Source organism: uncultured Brevundimonas sp., from assembly GCF_937863155.1.
In the GTDB taxonomy this organism is placed as follows: Bacteria; Pseudomonadota; Alphaproteobacteria; order Caulobacterales; family Caulobacteraceae; genus Brevundimonas.
In genome coordinates this window covers 1-16416 of sequence record NZ_CALMFB010000048.1, presented here as the reverse complement: position 1 = coordinate 16416, position 16416 = coordinate 1, and the positions used below count along the sequence as shown (strand labels likewise).

The window sequence follows — 16416 nt, the reverse complement described above, 5'->3', positions numbered from 1 at the left end:
CCACCAGGGCGCCGGTCAGCATGGCCAGCACGACAATCACCGCCGCCCGCTCCCACAGGGGCGGATCGGGGTCGGTCAGATCAGGGCCAGAGCGGGATTCGCGCACCTTCGCAGGGTCGGCGGACGGGGTTAACGGAGGGTTGGCGCGTGTTGCCGAGCCAAGACTGGCCTTGGAGCTGACGGGCGTTGATAATGGGCTGAACCAAAAGGATGTCCGCCATGTTTGTCCGGGCCGCAGTCTGCGCCTTGTTGATCTCTTTCGCGGGGCAGGATGTCGCCGTGGCCCAGTCGGCGCAGCCCGTCGACACGGCACAGTCTGAATACAACCAGCGCCTGACCCTTGCGCGTCGCTACATGGAGGCGATCCAGTTCGAAAAGCTGATGAACGGCGTCGCCCAGGCCAGTTACGCTCCGGTGCTGAGTGACGCCGATCTGCCGCCAGAGAAGCGGGCCCATGTCGAACAGGTGCTGAGGGAGTCCTTTGCTGCGGTTATGCCGCAGATGATGGACGCAACGGCCGCCATATACGCCGAAGCTTTCACGCTGCATGAGTTGACCGAAGTGGTGGCCTTTTATGAAAGCCCGGTCGGACGCTCCCTGACGGCCAAGTCTGTGATGATGACCCGGCGCACCGATGAACTTTACCAGGCCATCATGCCCAGTCTGGAGGCCGAGATCGTGAGGCGCCTGTGTGGAGCGAGCGGTTGCCCGGCAGAAACCCCGTCACAGACGGGTAAGGCGTACTAGGCCCGCTCCACGAACGTATCGATCACCTTCTTCTCTCCCGCCTTGTCGAAGGCGACCAGCAGCTTGTTGCCCTCGATGGCGCGGATGGCGCCGTATCCGAACTTCTGGTGGAAGACCCGTTCGCCACGGGTCCAGCCGCCGCCCGATGACGGATCGGCCGTGGCGACCAGGCGGCCTTCGCCCTCGATCACCGCATTGCGCGCCAGGCGGTCGCGCGGCGTCAGGGGGGCGGCGGCGCGGACATGCTCCTGGGCCCGTTTCCAGCCGGGGCTGGAATAGCCCGAGCCGAAGCTGGGCGCGTCGTCCCAGCGGCTCTTGGCCTCCTTCATGCCTGTCGAGGCGCCGTAATAGCCGGTGTCCGACTGGGCCTCGACATTGGCCAGGGGCAGTTCATCCACGAAGCGGCTGGGCAGCTGGCTGGTCCAGCGGCCATAGACCAGGCGGTTGGCGGCGAAGCTGATGCGGGCGTGGGCGCGGGCGCGGGTGACGCCGACGTAGGCCAGGCGGCGTTCCTCCTCCAGGCCCTTTTCGCCCTTCTCGTCGATGCTGCGCTGGGACGGGAAGACGCCTTCCTCCCACCCCGGCAGGAAGACCAGCGGGAACTCCAGCCCCTTGGCGCCGTGCAGGGTCATGATCTGCACCGAATCCGCGCCCGCTTCGCCGCGATCCAGGTCCATGACCAGGGCGACATGCTCCAGATAGGCCTGCAGCGTCTCGAACTGCTGCATCGACTGAACCAGCTCCTTCAGGTTGTCGAGCCGGGTCTGGCCGCTGGTCCGGTCGGCCTTCTGCATGTCGGTGTAACCGCTCTCCTCCAGCACCGTCTCCATCAGGGTCCAGTGCGCCGTGTCGGCCATCAGCAGGCGCCAGCGGTCCAGATCGCGCACGAAGTTGGACAGGGCCGTGCGGGTGCGGGCCTGAAGCTCGTCCGACCCCAGCAACTGCCGCACCGCCGTCATGGCCGACACGCCTTGGGCGCGGGCGATGGCCAGGATCTTCTGCACGCTGGTGTCGCCCACGCCGCGCTTGGGCACATTGACGATCCGTTCGAACGCCAGGTCGTCGTCTTCCGACTGGATCAGCCGCAAGTAAGCATGGGCGTCGCGGATTTCGGCCCGTTCGAAGAAGCGCGGGCCGCCGATGACGGTATAGGGCACGGCCAGCATCAGGAAGCGTTCCTCGAACGCCCGCATCTGAAACGATGCGCGAACAAGCACGGCCATGTCCTTGTAGTGCATGCCGGAACGTCGCGCGGTCTCGATCTCTTCACCGATCAGCCGGGCCTCGGCTTCGCCGTCCCAGACGCCGCGCACGCGCACCTTTTCGCCGCCCTTGTCCTGGGTCCACAGCGTCTTGCCCAGACGGCCGCGATTGGCGGCGATCAGGCCCGAGGCGGCGGCCAGGATGTGTTCGGTCGAACGATAGTTGCGCTCCAGCCGGATGACTTTCGCGCCGGGAAAATCGCGCTCGAACCGCAGGATGTTGTCCACCTCGGCGCCCCGCCAGCCATAGATGGACTGATCGTCGTCGCCCACGCAGCAGACATTGCCGGTCGATGAGGTCAGCAGCCGCAGCCACAGATACTGGGCCACATTGGTGTCCTGATACTCGTCGACCAGGATGTAGCGGAAGCGGCGCCGATATTCCTCGGCCAAGTCGGCGTGCTGGGACAGGATGGTCAGGTTGTGCAGCAGCAGGTCGCCGAAATCGCAGGCGTTCAGCGCCCGCAACCGCGCCTGATAGGCGGCATACAGCCCCTGGCCCTTGCCATTGGCGAAGTCCTCTCCAGGCGGCAGTTTCTCGGGCGTCCAGCCGCGGTTCTTCCAGTGGTCGACCAGATTGGCCAGGGACCGCGGCGTCCAGCGTTTGGTGTCGATGTTGGCCGCTTCCAGCAGCTGTTTCAGCAGCCGCTCCTGGTCGTCGGTGTCCAGGATAGTGAAGCTGGATTTCAGCCCGACCAGTTCGGCGTGGCGGCGCAGGATCTGCGCGGCGATCGAATGGAACGTCCCCAGCCAGCGCAGCCCCTCGGCCGACGGCCCGATCAGATGGGTGATCCGCTCGCGCATCTCGCGCGCGGCCTTGTTGGTGAAGGTGACGGCCAGCAGCTCCCACGGCCTGGCGCGGCCCGTGGCCAGGATGTGCGCCAGGCGGGTGGTCAGCACGCGCGTCTTGCCCGTGCCCGCGCCCGCCAGCACCAGCACCGGCCCCTCGGTCGTCTCGACGGCCTGGCGCTGTTCGGGATTCAGCCCGGCCATATAGTCGCCCACCGGCGCGGCGGCGCGGGCGAGATCGGAAATGCGCGGGGCGGGCAGGTCGGTCACGGCGTCTTTGTTCTCCAGACGTTCATATGCGTCGCTTCGGTCCAGGGCGCCACTACGGCTTTGTGATATCTGCGTTCTTTACAACCCCTGCGCGTCCCGCCAGCCTGACCGTTCGGGCGACTGGCCCACAACGCCAAAGGGAGGGCGACCATGACCATGGAAAACACCAACGGAGGAGCCGGCGGCAGCAACGGTTTCCAACGATTGATCCAGCGTTTCTGGGGCTTCGATCAGATGATCGGCAGCGCGCTGATCAAGATCATCTACTACATCGGCCTGTTCGGCATCGGGCTCAGCACCCTGGCGATGATGTTCGGGGGTGGTCTGGTGGGGGCCATGTCGGGGATGGATGGCGGGGCCATGTTCATCCTGGCGCCGATCATGGGCATCATCTGGCTGGTGTTCTGGCGGTTCATCTGCGAGCTGTGGCTGCTGATGTTCCTGATGTACGCCCGCATGGGCGAGATCCGCGACCGTCTGCCGCCGCGCTGAGGCTGGCGGAACCGTGTCATGACAAACCCCGTTTCTCCTTCTGGTCGGGCTGATCGGAAGGAGAAACGGAATGGCCAGACAGGAACCGGCGCCTGAGGCGGGCAATATGGCCCTGGGGTTCATCATGGGGGCCATCATCATCGGACTGGCGGTCGTGGCCTATGTCGTGGTCGCGCGCAGCGATGTGCAGCCCGATCCGGTCGATATGGAGCTGACCCTGCCCACCGTTCCGGCGCCCGAACTTCCGCCCCTGCCGCCGGTCGAGCCGCCGACGCTCCCCACGCCGACCCCGCCCGTCACCTAAGCCGATAAGTGATGGTGGCGACCACGCGCACCTTCTTGTCGATGGCGGCCGCTTCGCCCCCGTCGCCGTCACGCGGCAGGATTTCGAACGACCCTTGCGTCGCCTGACGGATCGGCCCCAGCGGATTGCCCGAATCCTTGGCGAACTGCTCGGCGCCGCTGCGGGCGGCGGCCGTCGCCTCGGCGATCATGGCCGGGCGCACGTCGTTCAGCTTGGTGAAGATGTAGGACGGCCCCTGGAAGTCCTGAAGCACCACGCCCTGGCGCACCAGATCGTTCAGCGCGCGCGTCGTCGCCTGAACCCGAGCCACGTCATTGGTTCGCACCACCACCGTCTGGGCCAGGATGAAGCGCGGTCCCTGCTGATTGCCGTATTCACGGCTGCGGGTGTCGGCGACCTCCAGCCGGCCCAGATCGACGGCGGCGGCCGGATAGCCTTGGGCCGTCAGAAACGCCCGCACGGTCGCCAGATCGGCGTCGATCCTCGCCTGGACGTCCGACAGCACTTCGCCGGACGCCGTGAACCGCAGGGGCAGCACCGCCAGATCGGCCTTCACCTCCCGCTCCGACAGGCCGCGCACGGTCACGGTGCGGTCGCCGGCGCGCAGGTTGACGATCCCCTGGCCCACCAGGGCGCCGCCGCCGATCAGGCCGACGGCCAGAAGCCCGCCGAACACCAGGGCGGGGACCAGACGATTGTCGCTCATGACGCGCGCTCCGAAGCTGTGAACATCAGCAAGCGCCCGCATCGGACGCCTGTCAATCGCGCGCCGTGCGAACCCAGTCCAGCGCCAGAAGTCGACAGGCCGAGGCCAGCGGCCGCCGCCCGCGCCCGGCGTCGATATCGGCCAGCAGGGCGGCCTTGCTAAGGCCCCTCTGGTCGGCGATGCGGTCCAGTACGGCCCAGAATTCCGGCTCCAGCGCCACCGAGGTGGCGTGACCGGCCAGCAGGACAGAACGCTTCTTCAGCATCGCCGCAAACTAGCGCCCGAAAACCGCCTGTCCACGCCTTACGCCATCGGGGTTTGGGTGTAGGGTCGCCGCCGCGTCGCCTCTCCCCTTGCTGAGTCCCTTTCCATGCCCCTGCCGCGTCTTTCGGTCGGCGCCCTGGCTCTGCTGGGGGTTGCTGCCTGCGCCCTGATCTGGGGCACCACCTGGTACGCCATCACCCTGCAGCTGGGCGTGGTCGATCCGATCGCCTCGATCACCTGGCGGTTCGGTCTGGCGGCGGTGGTGCTGCTGGTCGGGTGCCTGGCAACGGGCCGGTCGCTGAAGATGCCGCGCGCCGGCCATGTCGCCGCGATGGGGCAGGGGCTGTTCACCTTCGCCATCGACTACGCCTTCGTCTATTGGGCCGAAGAGCGGGCGCCGTCCGCCGTGGTGGCGGTGATCTTCGCGGGCCTGGCCTTCGTCAATCTGATCGTCTTCCGCCTGGTGCTGGGTCAGAAGGCGTCGCGTGCGGCCTGGGGCGGCGCGGTGCTGGGCATGACCGGCGTGGGGGTTCTGTTCGGTTCCGAACTGATGCGGACCCAGATGGACCCGCGCGCCCTGACCGGCCTGGTCTTCGCCCTGATCGGGGTCGCCGGGGCCGCGATCGGCAATCTGTTCGCCTGGCGCGGGCAACAGGCGAAGGTGGCGGTCGTGCCCCTGACGGCCTGGGCCATGGCCTATGGCACGGGCTTTCTGGTGCTGTACGGCCTGGCCACCGGCGTGGAATGGCGCATCGAGACGACGCCGGCCTATCTGCTGTCGCTGGCCTATCTGTCGATCCTGGGATCGGTCGTGGCCTTCGTTCTGTATTTCACCGTGGCGCGGATGAAGGGCTACGCCCTGGCCAGCTACATCTCGGCCATGACCCCGCCCATCGCCATGCTGACCTCGGTGGTGTTCGAGGATGCGCGCTTCGGCCTGGCGGCCCTGGCGGGACTGGCGCTGGTGCTGGGCGGACAGGCGATGTTGATCCGCGCGCCCAAGCGCTCGGACGTTTAGCGAAACCAGCCCGAACGTTTGGTCTTGGTCTTCGCCTCGGCCGCGGCCTGGGCCTCCTGCGGCGTGTCAGCCTGGGCCGCCTTCTGACGGCGCAGCTTCTCGGCCTTGATGCGGCGCGCGGCCAGAAGGGCGATCAGCCCATGCCGGGCCTGGGGGGAGAAGCCGGCCATTTGCTCAGTCCTCGTCGGTTTCGCGCCGGGGGTCTTCCAGCCTGTGCCCTTCCAGAAGGGTTGCGGCGCGATCCCGTTCCCGATCCGCCGTCTGGCGCTCCGACTTGCTGCGGCCGTGGGCGGCGCGATTGGCGGCCGCCTGGGCCTTTTTGGCGGCCTTGTCGCGATCCTTGCGGGCCCGGTTCAGATTGACGATCTCGCCCATGGCGCTTCTCCGTGGAACCGTCGCGTCATGACGGTTCGTCAGACTGAAGAAGAATCTCTAGCATGACCTCGCGGCGGTTCAGGAAGTTGCGCGTGACCTGATAATGGTCGGTGTCTTCGTATTCGATGCGATCCAGACCATTCTCGGACGCCTGATAGATCCAGGCGTTGGGATAGGCCAGGAGAATGGGCGAGTGGGTGGCGATGATGAGCTGAGATCGCGCCAGCACCAACTCATGCATCAGGGCGAGGAAAGACAACTGCCGTGACGGCGACAGCGCCGCCTCTGGTTCATCCAGTATGTAGAGGCCCTGGCCGTCAAAGCGGTTTTCAAACAGGGCGAAGAAGCTTTCGCCATGCGACATCTCATGCAGCGGGCGGTCGCCATAGCGGTTCGCGCCAGAGGTCTCCAGATAACTGGCCACCGTGAAAAAGCTCTCAGCCCGCAGGAAGAACCCATCCTTCGCCCGAACTGACCCGCGCACGGGGCGCACAAACTCATGCAGGCGGGAATGGCTTTCGCGGGTGGCGAAACGGTGATCCCGGCCGCCGCCTTCGGGATTGAATCCCCAGGCCAGGGCGAGGGCTTCGATCAGGGTCGATTTGCCCGCACCGTTCTCCCCCACCAGGAAGGTCACGTTCGGGTGGAATGCGAGACTGTGTAAGGATCGTACCGCCGGAAGGTTGAAGGGGAATACGCCAGAATCCCATCCATCGCGGCGCTCGAAGCGCGCCTCGATCCAGTAGGGGCGTTCCAGAGCGGCCATGTCAGCCCGGCGAGATCATCTTCTCGGGCCGCACCGCTTCGTCGAACTCGGCGTCGGTCAGATAGCCGCCGCCCACCGCTTCCTCGCGCAGGGTGGTGCCGTTCTTGTGCGCCGTCTTGGCGATCTTGGCGCAGGCGTCATAGCCCAGCCTGCCGTTCAGGGCGGTGACCAGCATCAGGGAGTTGTCCAGCCCGCGCTTGATGTTGTCCTCGCGCGGCTCGATGCCCACCACGCAGTTGTCGGTGAAGCTGATCGCCGCATCGGCCATCAGGCGCACCGACTGCAGGAAGTTGTAGGCCATCACCGGGTTGAAGACGTTCAGCTCGAAATGCCCCTGCGATCCGCCGAAGGTCACGGCGGCGTGGTTGCCGAACACCTGGACGCACACCTGGGTCAGGGCCTCGCACTGGGTCGGATTGACCTTGCCCGGCATGATGCTGCTGCCCGGCTCGTTCTCGGGCAGGGCCAGTTCGCCCAGGCCCGAGCGCGGCCCGGACCCCAGGAAGCGGATGTCGTTGGCGATCTTGAACAGCGACGCGGCCACCGTGTTGATCGCCCCGTGGCTGAACACCATGGCGTCATGGGCGGCCAGGGCCTCGAACTTGTTCGGCGCCGTGGTGAAGGGCAGGCCGGTGATGGCGGCGATGCGCTGGGCCACCTGTTCGGCGAACCCGATGGGGGCGTTTAGCCCGGTGCCGACCGCCGTGCCGCCCTGGGCCAGCTCCATCAGTTTCGGCAGGGTCTGTTCGATCCGCTCGATGCCGTTGGCGACCTGTTGCGCATAGCCGCCGAACTCCTGACCCAAGGTCAGGGGCGTGGCGTCCTGGGTGTGGGTGCGGCCGATCTTGATGATGTGGCCCCAGGCCTGGGCCTTGGCGTCCAGGGCGGCGTGCAGATGCTTCAGCGCCGGGATCAGGTCGCGCACCACCTGTTCGGCGCAGGCGACGTGCATGGCCGTAGGATAGGTGTCGTTGGACGACTGGCTCATGTTGACGTGGTCATTGGGGTGGACCGGCTTTTTCGACCCCATTTCGCCGCCCAGCATTTCGATGGCGCGGTTCGAGATGACCTCATTGGCGTTCATGTTCGACTGGGTGCCCGATCCGGTCTGCCAGACCACCAGCGGGAAGTGGTCGTTCAGCTTGCCTTCGATCACCTCGTCGGCCGCCTTGACGATGGCGTCGGCCAGGGCGGGGTCCAGCTTGCCCAGGTCGCGGTTCGTCTCGGCCGCCGCGCGCTTGACGATCCCCAGCGCCCGCACGATCGGCAGGGGCTGTTTCTCCCAGCCGATCTTGAAATTGCCCAGCGAGCGCTGGGCCTGAGCGCCCCAGTAACGGTCGGCTTCGACCTCGATGGGGCCGAAGGTGTCGGTTTCGGTGCGGGGCGCGGTCATGGGCGGACTCCTCGGTGGCGAAGCTTCGGCGGGGGGTTTAGCATGGGCGCGTCCGCTCACAAGGAGTCGCGAATGCGCATGACGTTCGGCGTGGCCGTCCTGAGCCTTCTGGCGACGTCCGGGTGCGCCTCGATGGACGGTGGGGACGGGACCAGGGTCACCCTGGATACGGGCGCCGGCCGGATCGTCGTGTCGATCACCCCGGGCGGAGCGCCGGCAAGCGCCTGTCAGTTCCTGAGGCACGTGGCCGACGGCGCCTATGACGGCGGCGAATTCTTCCGATCGACCACGCCGGCAAGCGGCGACAACGGCCTGGGCTCCATGGGCCTGGTGCAGGCCATGGGACCGACACCGGACGTTGAGGCGACCCAGGCGCCGGTGACGGATCCCTTGCCGCCGCCCGTCAGCCTGACGGATCGGCCTGCGGTCCTGTCGCGCGGTCAGCTGGCCCTGGCCCAGATCGACGGCGGGTCTCCGACCGAAAGCTTCATCATCGTCACCCAGGCCGCGCCCGCGGGTGGGCTGACGACGCCTCGACTGGTGCGCATCGGCCGGGTCTCCCACGGCATGAAGACGGTGGACAGGATCGCCGCCTCGGCCATGACGAACGGCCTGTTCGATACGCCGCCGCCCATTCGCCGCGCGCGCCTTCTGGGCGCCATGCCTGCCGCCTGCCGGCGTTGATTGCTGAAGGATATCCGATGCGTCGTCTCATCGTGGGTCTCGCCGCCGCAAGCGCCGCCTGCGGCACCCTGCCGGAACCGGCGCCGTCGCCGGTGGTGATGATCCAGACCGACGCGGGGACGATCAGTGTGGCCCTGGCGCTGGATCACGCGCCGGTCACGGTGTGCAACTTCCTGAGCTATGTCGAAGCCAAGGACTATGACGGCGGCGCCTTCTTCCGCACCGTGGTGCGCCAGACCAATACGGCGAATCCCAACCCCATCGACGTGATCCAGGCGGCGTCCAAGCGCGGGGTTGAAGACGGGGCCCGGCCGCCGATCGCGCTGGAGCGGACGCGCGACACGGGGCTGAATCACCGCGCTGGCGCCATCTCCATGGCCCGCGACGGGCCGGACACGGCGACGTCCAGCTTCTTCATCGTCACCCAGGACACGCCCAGCCTGGACTTCGGCGGCGCGCGCAATCCGGACGGTCAGGGCTTTGCGGCCTTCGGTCGGGTCATCAGCGGCCTGGACGTAGCGCGGCGCATCCAGATGTCGCCGGCGGACAGCGAGGAGAAGCTGACCCCGCCGGTCGCCATCCGCTCTATCCGGCTGGTCGGCGTCACGCCGGCGCATTGCCGCCCGTGACGAACGGCTGGATCGGGACCGGCAAGGTCCGCGCGCGCGAGGCCGGACAGGCGGTCGAGATCACCATCGACGGCCTGACCACCCAGGCCAAATACTACAAGCCCCTGGTCTATGAATTCATGCGCAAGGAATGGGTCTCGCGCCCGTCCTGGGGCGACTTCACGGTCGAGATCGTGATGGAGCATGTCGGCGATCCACCGTGGATGGACTTGGACAATCTGGCCAAGGCCCTGCTGGACGCGATCAAGGGCTATCTGTTCCACGACGACAGCCAGGTGGCCCGCCTGCTGGTCGAGCGCCGGGAAGGGGAGCGCGAACGCATCACGATCCGCGCTTCTCCGCGCCAAAGCGCCTAATCCTCGGGCATGCCCGGATAGCGCGCGAACGACGGCAGGCGGTGCAGATCCTCCATCCAGCCGATCCGCTCGGCCGTCTGGATCTGGCCTTGCAGGGGGATGGCGTCCGGCTGATCCAGCGTCGCGCTCTGCACGTCGATCTGGTCAGGGAAGATGACGTCGTTGGTGTAGAACAGACCCGTGCCGCATCGGCCGCAGAAGCCGCGCCGCCCATGTTCGGACGAGGCGTACCAGACCGGTTCGCCCGTGATCGTCACCTGATCCGCCGGCGCCAGGGCCCAGGCCACCGCTGGCGCGCCCGAACATTTGCGACAGTCGGTGCAATGGCACAGGGCGTGGTGCACCGCCTCATCCGCCGTTTCATAACGGATCGCCCCGCAGTAACAGCCGCCGCTCAGCATCGGATCGCCCCCTCGATGTTCTTTTTATGTTCTCGCCCGATCCGGCGACGGCGTCAACCCGCCGGGCGGCTGAACCGCAGCGTCGGCAGGCGCAGCTGCATCTCCGATCCGACAAACAGCTGCGGCTCGGACGCCGGGGTCAGGCCCTCTTCGGTCTCGCGCCGGTTGACGCAGGCGCGGGTCGCCGCCGCCAGCGCCAGGAAGTCGGCGGCGCCCGGCAGGCTCTCCAGAATGCAGGCGTCGAAATAGGGATAGGTCTCTTCCGGCCCGCATCCGAACGACGACCGGTCGCGCCGCGCGGCGGTCAGGATCATCCGGTTCGGCGCCGCCAGACCATCGACGAAGATGCCCGAAAAACAGGCCGACAGGATCACCACCGTCGGCCGAGCGCCGCACCAGCTGCGCAGGGAATTGGCCAGCATGGTCGGGTTCACCGTCACATCCGGCCCGAACACGATGCCGGCGGGCGAGCCGTGCGAGGTGATGTAGACGAAACAGCCGCGGCTGGTGCGGGCGAACACCTCGGCCATGCCTTCGGACGCCGCCTGGGCCGTCACCAGCGCCGCCACATCGGGCCGCAGGGAATAGTCGACCATGTCCGCGCGCGCGAAACCGGCGGTCTGAAAGGCGCGGGTCAGGTCGCGCCGCGCATTGTCGAAGGCCTGGATCGGCCGATCATAGGGGTCGCGCCAGTCGCCCGCGACGATGGCCGCGCCCCAGCCGTCGAACCGGCTTTGCGACGCAACCGGTCCCGCCGCCAGCAGCGCCAGCGCCATCGATACCCAGACGAAAAGACGCGCCCGCATGCCGCACCCCCGTTCAGCCGAAGATCAGCTTAGCCGCAGGTTTGCGGCCCGGTAAGACCCTACTTCTTGCGGAACTGGTCCAACGAGACGACCTTGGGGCCGTCGTCGCCGGCCGGCGGGGGCGGGGCCTTGGCCTCCGGTGCGGGGGTTTCGGGCTCGGCGTCCACGATCTCGGGCGCCTCGAACTGCAGCAGGAACTGCACGCTGGGATCATAGAAGCGGGTCACGGCGCTGTAGGGCACGGTCAGAACCTTGGGCAGGCCGCCGAACTTCAGCATCACCGAGAACAGGTCCGGCTCGACCGCCAGATCCCAGAACTGGTGCTCCAGAACCACCGTCATCTCGTCCGGGTATTTGGCCAGGATGTCCGGCGGCACCGACACGCCCGCCGCACGGGTCTTGAAGGTGATGTAGAAATGGTGGGCGCCGGGAATGCCCGACGGGCTGGCCGCGCGTTCCAGCGCCGCGCGGATCACGCCGCGCAGGGCGTCCTGGGCGAGCTGCTCATAGTGCATCTCGTCGACGGGGGGCTTTTCCTGGGCCATGGGCGATCCTGCTGCTCGTGGCGTTGATAGACGCGCAATGGCCGCGACGGAAGACGGCGTCGCGTTTCAGGGTGTCGCATTTGGGGCAAAGCGCCGGGATTCTGTTGCCAGGCTCCCGACAGGCCCCGCCTGAGGATCTGAACCCCCAGGAGTTTAGGTTGGAATTACCGGAACCGCATTACGCGGCGACAGCGTATTCCTCAGCGAAGTTATCGTTCGCAGTTAGTTAAAGGCCCGATACGGTGGGCCAGGACGGGCGAAAGCAATCCTCTTTACACGTCCGTCGATGCTAGTCGGCCCCGCACAGTCCCGCCGATAACGCGGAAGAGATTGGTGGAGCCGCCGGGAATCGCACCCGGGTCCGGTCCGCTTATTACAGGCGCCTTTATCGCCATAGTCCGGGCGAACCCGGACAGGTCCAATATAGGGGTTCCAGCGCCGGATTTGAAGGGGTTAGGCGCAGCCCGGATGACGCGCCCAGTCGGGCGTCTGGTTCCTGAACCAGGTCAACTGACGCTTGGCGTAGTTGCGGGTGGCCTGTTTCATCGCCGTGATCGCGTCATCCCGCGTCATCTCTCCGCCCAGATAGGCCGCCAGTTCGCGCACCCCGACCGCCTTCATGGCCGGAAGGCCGGGGTCCAGGCGCCGGGCCATCAGGGCGCGCACCTCGTCCAAGGCGCCGGTTTCGATCATGACGTCCACCCGCGCGTCACAGTTGGCGTAAAGGCGCTCCCGCTCAGGCTCCATCACCAGGCCGGTCCAGCGGTCGGGTGCGATCAGCGGCCGGGTGTCGGCCTTGAAGGCACTGAGCGGTCGCCCCGTCTGGGCGTGGACGCTGAAGGCCCTCACCAGTCGCTGGCGATCGCCGGGCGCGATGGCGGCTTCAGCCTCAGGGTCGATGGCGGCCAGGCGGCGGCGGAACACGGCTTCGCCGTCTGCGTCATGGGCCGCCTGGGCCTGGTCGCGGATTTCGGGCTGAACTTCGGGAATGTCTGCCAACCCACGGGTCAGAGACAGAAAATAAAGGCCCGTTCCCCCGACCAACAGCGCCGGGCGGCCCGCCGCCTCCAACTGGGCCAATTCGTCCAGCACAGCCCGCGTCCAGCGGCCGACCGACCAGGCGTCGGCGGCGTCGGCGACGCCGTACAGACGATGTTCGGCCACGGCCATATCCTCGACCGACGGCCGCGCCGACAGGACGTTCAGGTCGGCGTACAGCTGCTGGCTGTCGGCGTTCAGGATCACCGCGCCGGTCGCCTGGGCCATCTCCAGCGCCAGGCGCGACTTGCCCGAGGCGGTCGGCCCGGCGATCAGGGTGATGGCGGCTTGCGTCAACTTCGCTCACGGTGGTTGGTTCGGGCGCGCGGCTTCCGATATGTGACGCCCAAGCCCTTTCCCGCAAGCGCAGGAGTCACCGTGCCCGACCGCGACGCCGTTCTTCAGGCCCTGGATCAGATCATCGACCCGGCCTCGGGCCAGGGGCTGGTGACGGCCGGGCTGACGCGCGGCGTGGTGGCGGCCGACGACCGGGCCGGTTGCGCCCTGGACGTGCCGCGCGGGCGCAAGGGCGACTATGAGACCGTCCGCGACCAGGCCGAGGCGGCGCTGAAGGCCCTGCCGGGTGTCCAGAGGGTTCTGGTGGTGCTCAGTGACGATGGCCCGCCGCCCCCATCGCCGGCCCAACCGCCGCGCCCGCGCACCGCCGGCCTGTCTAAGGCGGCGATGGATCAGGGGCGGCCCAAGGCGCCGGTCCCGACCGACCGCCCGGCCCATGTGCGCCGCGTCCTGGCGGTGGCCAGCGGCAAGGGCGGGGTGGGCAAGTCCACGGTGGCCGTCAATCTGGCGGCGGCCCTGGCGGCTCGCGGCCTGTCGGTCGGGGTGCTGGACGCCGACGTCTATGGCCCGTCGCTGCCGACCATGCTGGGCCTGTCGGGCAAGCCGGAATACGTCGACGGGGCGATGCAGCCGCATGTCGCCCACGGGCTGAAGGCCATGTCGGTGGGCCTGCTGACCGGCGCCTCCGACGCCATGATCTGGCGCGGGCCGATGGCCAGCCAGGCGATCACCCAGATGCTGACCCAGACCCGCTGGGGAACCGAGGCGGCGCCGCTGGACCTGCTGGTGGTCGATCTGCCGCCGGGCACGGGCGACGTGCAACTGACCCTGATCCAGAAGACGCCGCTGGACGGCGCCGTGATCGTCTCGACGCCGCAGGAGGTGGCCCTGGCCGACGCCCGTCGCGGCCATGCGCTGTTCCAGCAGGTCGGCGTGCCCACCCTGGGCCTGATCGAGAACATGAGCGGCCCGGTCTTCGGCCAGGGTGGCGCCGCGGCCGAGGCGGACCGTCTGGGCGTGACCTATCTGGGCGACCTACCGCTGGACGCCGCCGTGCGTCAGGCGGGCGATGCGGGAACGCCCGTGGTCGTGACCGACCCCGACGGCGACATGGCCCAACGGTTCGGCGCCATCGCCGAACAACTGGCGGCGTCTCTGGGCCTTTAGCGCCGTTCCAGCACGCGGAAGATCATCGCATGGTCGTCCTTCTCGCCCGCCGGAACCGCCACTGATGCGGTCTCCACGAAGGCGTCCGCGTCAAAGGCCGGAAACCAGGTGTCGCCCCCGTCCACCTCGGTCTGGACCTCGGTGACATACAGCCGTCTGGCGCGGGGCAGGGCGGCGGCGTAAAGCGCCGCACCGCCGATGACGCAGATCTCGGTGACGCCATCCTCCATCGCCTGTTCGCGCGCGATCTCCAGCGCCTCGTCCAGGCTGGTGACCACCAGCGCCCCCTTGGTCTTTCCGGCGTCGGCATAGCCTTCGTCGCGGGTCAGAACCAGGTTCAGCCGGCCGGGCAGGGGACGTAAGGGAAGGCTCTCCCAGGTGTTGCGCCCCATGAGGCAGGGCTTGCCGATGGTGATGGCCTTGAACCGCTGCAGGTCGCTGCGCAGCCGCCAGGGCAGGTCGCCGTCCCGCCCGATGACGCCGTTGCGGTCGCGCGCGACGACCAGGACCAGATCAGGCAGGGACAAGGCGCGCCTCATGCAGAAGGGAACGACCCCACGGCGGGGCCGCTCCCTTCTGACCAGATCAGGCGTCGGGTTCCAGCGTTTTCAGGCGGAACAGCAGGGCGCCGATCACCGCGCCCACGGCCGGGGCCACGAAGAACAGCCACACCTGCGACAACGCCTGGCCCCCCGCCAGCACGGCCGGGCCGAAGCTGCGGGCCGGGTTGACCGACACGCCCGTCACCTGGATGCCGACGATGTGGATGACCGCCAGGGTGATGCCGATGGCCACGCCGGCGAAGGCGCCGTGGCCGCGCGCGCCGGTGACGCCCAGGATGACGATGACGAAGATGGCGGTCATCACCACTTCGAACAGGGCGGCCGCCTGAAGCGAATATTCGCCCAGGTATCCCGGCCCCCAGCCGTTCTGGCCCAGGCTGGCCATGCCGGTCTTGGCGATCATGGCCAGGATGCCGGCGCCGATCACCGCCCCGATGAACTGGGCGATCCAGTAGACGACCATGTCCTTGGCCGACATGCGCCCGGCGACGAAGGCGGCCAGGCTGACCGCCGGATTGACGTGACAGCCGGAAATCGGCCCGATGCCATAGGCCATTGCGACGATGGCGAAGCCGAACGCCAGGGCGATGCCCAGCTGGCCCACCTCCGGCCCGGCCAGAACCGCCGCGCCGCATCCGAAAAGAACCAGAACCAGAGTGCCGATCAGTTCGGCGGAAAACTTCTTGATCATGACGCCCTCCCTCGTATCGGCCCGCCATGCGCGGGTCGGGAGCAAGCGTGGACCGAGTCTGTCGCCCAAGGCCAGTTTTGGCGAACGGTGTCGGCCCAAGGGGCGGCTCAGGCGTCGTCAGCCAGCCATTTCAGCCATTTGTCGCGCATGGCCTGCTCGATATCGACGCCCGCCCGGTCGCAATAGATCAGCAGCATGCCCAGCACGTCCGCCGCCTCGTCGGCCAGGGCCTTCGGGTCCGCCGCGCCGCGCGCCCGGCCCGACAACCGCAGATGCTCGGCCGTCAGCTCGCCCAACTCCTCCTGCAGCTTCAGCAAAGCCCAGTCGCGGTCACGCTCGATCCCATGTTCGGCGGCGTAGATGTCGGAGATGCGCAGCACCGAGGCGGTGAGGTCCGCCAGCGTCATAGGCTTCATCAGACCGCGACCGCCGCCTTGATGTGCGGATGGGCGGTGTAGTCCTCCAGCCGGATATCCTCCAGCGTGAACCCGAACAGGTCGTAGCAATCGCCCACCGTCATCGTCGGCAGCGGCATCGGCTGGCGGGTCAGTTGCAACTGCGCCTGCTCCAGATGGTTCAGATACAGGTGTGCGTCGCCCAGCGTGTGGATGAACTCGCCGGGCTTCAGCCCCGTCACCTGGGCGATCATCAGGGTCAGCAGCGCATAGCTGGCGATGTTGAACGGCACGCCCAGGAAGACGTCGGCGCTGCGCTGATACAGCTGGCAGCTCAGTTTTCCGTCCGCGACAAAGAACTGGAACAGGCAGTGGCAGGGCGGCAGAGCCATGTCGTCGACGTCGGCCGGGTTCCAGGCGCTGACGATGTGGCGGCGGCTGTTGGGGTTGGTCTTCAG

The 16416-nt window shown here is 67.6% G+C and carries 23 protein-coding genes and 1 other RNA gene; 8 read left to right on the top strand and 16 right to left on the bottom strand.

What is annotated here, in order from left to right; genetic code table 11:
- Positions 1 to 219: 219 nt before the first annotated feature.
- On the top strand, positions 220 to 747 hold the full coding sequence (locus tag Q0581_RS07040; RefSeq protein WP_298698906.1) for a DUF2059 domain-containing protein: 528 nt from the start codon (positions 220 to 222) through the stop codon (positions 745 to 747).
- Here Q0581_RS07040 and Q0581_RS07035 read toward each other — a convergent pair.
- Positions 744 to 3086, bottom strand: a complete 2343-nt coding sequence (locus Q0581_RS07035; RefSeq protein ID WP_298698907.1) for an ATP-dependent helicase — start codon at positions 3084 to 3086, stop codon at positions 744 to 746. The genes Q0581_RS07040 and Q0581_RS07035 overlap by 4 nt on opposite strands.
- A 132-nt stretch (positions 3087 to 3218) precedes the next feature.
- On the opposite strand from Q0581_RS07035, the gene Q0581_RS07030 reads away from it, so the two are divergent.
- Both Q0581_RS07030 and Q0581_RS07025 read left to right on the top strand, forming a co-directional pair.
- Positions 3219 to 3560, top strand: a complete 342-nt coding sequence (locus tag Q0581_RS07030) for a DUF4282 domain-containing protein (protein WP_298698905.1) — start codon at positions 3219 to 3221, stop codon at positions 3558 to 3560.
- A 70-nt stretch (positions 3561 to 3630) separates the two neighbouring features.
- The gene (locus Q0581_RS07025) at positions 3631 to 3864 is read left to right on the top strand and encodes a hypothetical protein (RefSeq protein ID WP_298698904.1); all 234 of its coding nucleotides are present in this window, start codon (positions 3631 to 3633) and stop codon (positions 3862 to 3864) included.
- On the opposite strand, the gene Q0581_RS07020 is transcribed toward Q0581_RS07025, so the two are convergent.
- Both Q0581_RS07020 and Q0581_RS07015 read right to left on the bottom strand, forming a co-directional pair.
- Positions 3857 to 4570: an SIMPL domain-containing protein gene (locus Q0581_RS07020; protein WP_298698903.1), complete on the bottom strand. Its 714-nt coding sequence runs from the start codon at positions 4568 to 4570 to the stop codon at positions 3857 to 3859. The two genes, Q0581_RS07025 and Q0581_RS07020, sit on opposite strands and share 8 nt — an antisense overlap.
- 52 nt (positions 4571 to 4622) lie before the next feature.
- On the bottom strand, positions 4623 to 4835 hold the full coding sequence (locus Q0581_RS07015; RefSeq protein WP_298698901.1) for a ribbon-helix-helix domain-containing protein: 213 nt from the start codon (positions 4833 to 4835) through the stop codon (positions 4623 to 4625).
- 105 nt (positions 4836 to 4940) lie between these two features.
- Between Q0581_RS07015 and Q0581_RS07010 the strand changes: the two genes are divergently transcribed.
- Positions 4941 to 5852 carry an EamA family transporter gene (locus Q0581_RS07010; protein ID WP_298698899.1) on the top strand — a complete coding sequence of 304 codons (912 nt, stop codon included), beginning with the start codon at positions 4941 to 4943 and terminating at the stop codon, positions 5850 to 5852.
- On the opposite strand, the gene Q0581_RS07005 is transcribed toward Q0581_RS07010, so the two are convergent.
- From Q0581_RS07005 to fumC, 4 genes are read right to left on the bottom strand one after another with little or no spacing between them, the layout of a single operon-like run.
- Positions 5849 to 6022, bottom strand: coding sequence for a hypothetical protein (locus tag Q0581_RS07005; protein ID WP_298698898.1), 174 nt, complete (start codon positions 6020 to 6022; stop codon positions 5849 to 5851). The genes Q0581_RS07010 and Q0581_RS07005 overlap by 4 nt on opposite strands.
- Positions 6023 to 6026: 4 nt before the next feature.
- The gene (locus tag Q0581_RS07000) at positions 6027 to 6227 is read right to left on the bottom strand and encodes a DUF4169 family protein (RefSeq protein WP_298698896.1); all 201 of its coding nucleotides are present in this window, start codon (positions 6225 to 6227) and stop codon (positions 6027 to 6029) included.
- A gap of 25 nt (positions 6228 to 6252) precedes the next feature.
- Positions 6253 to 6993, bottom strand: a complete 741-nt coding sequence (locus Q0581_RS06995; RefSeq protein ID WP_298698895.1) for an AAA family ATPase — start codon at positions 6991 to 6993, stop codon at positions 6253 to 6255.
- Between the two features lies 1 nt (position 6994).
- Positions 6995 to 8386, bottom strand: coding sequence for a class II fumarate hydratase (gene fumC / locus Q0581_RS06990; RefSeq protein ID WP_298698893.1), 1392 nt, complete (start codon positions 8384 to 8386; stop codon positions 6995 to 6997).
- A gap of 72 nt (positions 8387 to 8458) precedes the next feature.
- On the opposite strand from fumC, the gene Q0581_RS06985 reads away from it, so the two are divergent.
- Genes Q0581_RS06985 through Q0581_RS06975 form a run of 3 tightly spaced genes read left to right on the top strand, consistent with a single transcriptional unit; the run spans position 8459 to position 10055 of the window.
- Positions 8459 to 9070 carry a peptidylprolyl isomerase gene (locus Q0581_RS06985; protein ID WP_298698891.1) on the top strand — a complete coding sequence of 204 codons (612 nt, stop codon included), beginning with the start codon at positions 8459 to 8461 and terminating at the stop codon, positions 9068 to 9070.
- 17 nt (positions 9071 to 9087) lie between these two features.
- Complete coding sequence (locus tag Q0581_RS06980; protein ID WP_298698890.1) at positions 9088 to 9699, top strand: peptidylprolyl isomerase; 612 nt, start codon at positions 9088 to 9090, stop codon at positions 9697 to 9699.
- Positions 9687 to 10055 (top strand): RusA family crossover junction endodeoxyribonuclease, encoded by a 369-nt coding sequence (locus Q0581_RS06975; protein ID WP_298698888.1) that lies wholly within the window; start codon positions 9687 to 9689, stop codon positions 10053 to 10055. The genes Q0581_RS06980 and Q0581_RS06975 overlap by 13 nt, the downstream gene beginning before the upstream one ends.
- Here the strand turns inward: Q0581_RS06975 and Q0581_RS06970 are convergent.
- From Q0581_RS06970 to miaA, 5 genes are all read right to left on the bottom strand, one after another.
- Complete coding sequence (locus tag Q0581_RS06970; RefSeq protein WP_298698887.1) at positions 10052 to 10456, bottom strand: GFA family protein; 405 nt, start codon at positions 10454 to 10456, stop codon at positions 10052 to 10054. The genes Q0581_RS06975 and Q0581_RS06970 overlap by 4 nt on opposite strands.
- A gap of 53 nt (positions 10457 to 10509) precedes the next feature.
- Positions 10510 to 11262 carry a C13 family peptidase gene (locus Q0581_RS06965; protein WP_298698885.1) on the bottom strand — a complete coding sequence of 251 codons (753 nt, stop codon included), beginning with the start codon at positions 11260 to 11262 and terminating at the stop codon, positions 10510 to 10512.
- A gap of 59 nt (positions 11263 to 11321) precedes the next feature.
- On the bottom strand, positions 11322 to 11807 hold the full coding sequence (locus Q0581_RS06960; protein WP_298698883.1) for a ClpXP protease specificity-enhancing factor SspB: 486 nt from the start codon (positions 11805 to 11807) through the stop codon (positions 11322 to 11324).
- 89 nt (positions 11808 to 11896) lie between these two features.
- Positions 11897 to 12260, bottom strand: a transfer-messenger RNA (tmRNA) gene (ssrA, locus tag Q0581_RS06955).
- Positions 12261 to 13142 carry a tRNA (adenosine(37)-N6)-dimethylallyltransferase MiaA gene (gene miaA, locus Q0581_RS06950; RefSeq protein ID WP_298698882.1) on the bottom strand — a complete coding sequence of 294 codons (882 nt, stop codon included), beginning with the start codon at positions 13140 to 13142 and terminating at the stop codon, positions 12261 to 12263. It abuts the tmRNA gene before it with no gap.
- A gap of 81 nt (positions 13143 to 13223) precedes the next feature.
- Between miaA and Q0581_RS06945 the strand changes: the two genes are divergently transcribed.
- Entirely contained in the window at positions 13224 to 14309 is a 1086-nt protein-coding gene (locus Q0581_RS06945; protein WP_298698880.1) for an Mrp/NBP35 family ATP-binding protein, read from the top strand.
- Here the strand turns inward: Q0581_RS06945 and Q0581_RS06940 are convergent.
- The 4 genes from Q0581_RS06940 to thyA all read right to left on the bottom strand — a co-directional run.
- Positions 14306 to 14836 carry a dihydrofolate reductase gene (locus tag Q0581_RS06940; RefSeq protein WP_298698878.1) on the bottom strand — a complete coding sequence of 177 codons (531 nt, stop codon included), beginning with the start codon at positions 14834 to 14836 and terminating at the stop codon, positions 14306 to 14308. The two genes, Q0581_RS06945 and Q0581_RS06940, sit on opposite strands and share 4 nt — an antisense overlap.
- A gap of 58 nt (positions 14837 to 14894) precedes the next feature.
- Positions 14895 to 15563, bottom strand: coding sequence for an aquaporin (locus Q0581_RS06935; protein WP_298698876.1), 669 nt, complete (start codon positions 15561 to 15563; stop codon positions 14895 to 14897).
- Positions 15564 to 15670: 107 nt separating this feature from the next.
- On the bottom strand, positions 15671 to 15970 hold the full coding sequence (locus Q0581_RS06930) for a phosphoribosyl-ATP pyrophosphohydrolase (protein ID WP_298698874.1): 300 nt from the start codon (positions 15968 to 15970) through the stop codon (positions 15671 to 15673).
- Between the two features lie 8 nt (positions 15971 to 15978).
- Positions 15979 to 16416: thymidylate synthase (gene thyA, locus Q0581_RS06925; RefSeq protein WP_298698873.1), on the bottom strand; the 438-nt coding region annotated here is incomplete at its 5' end.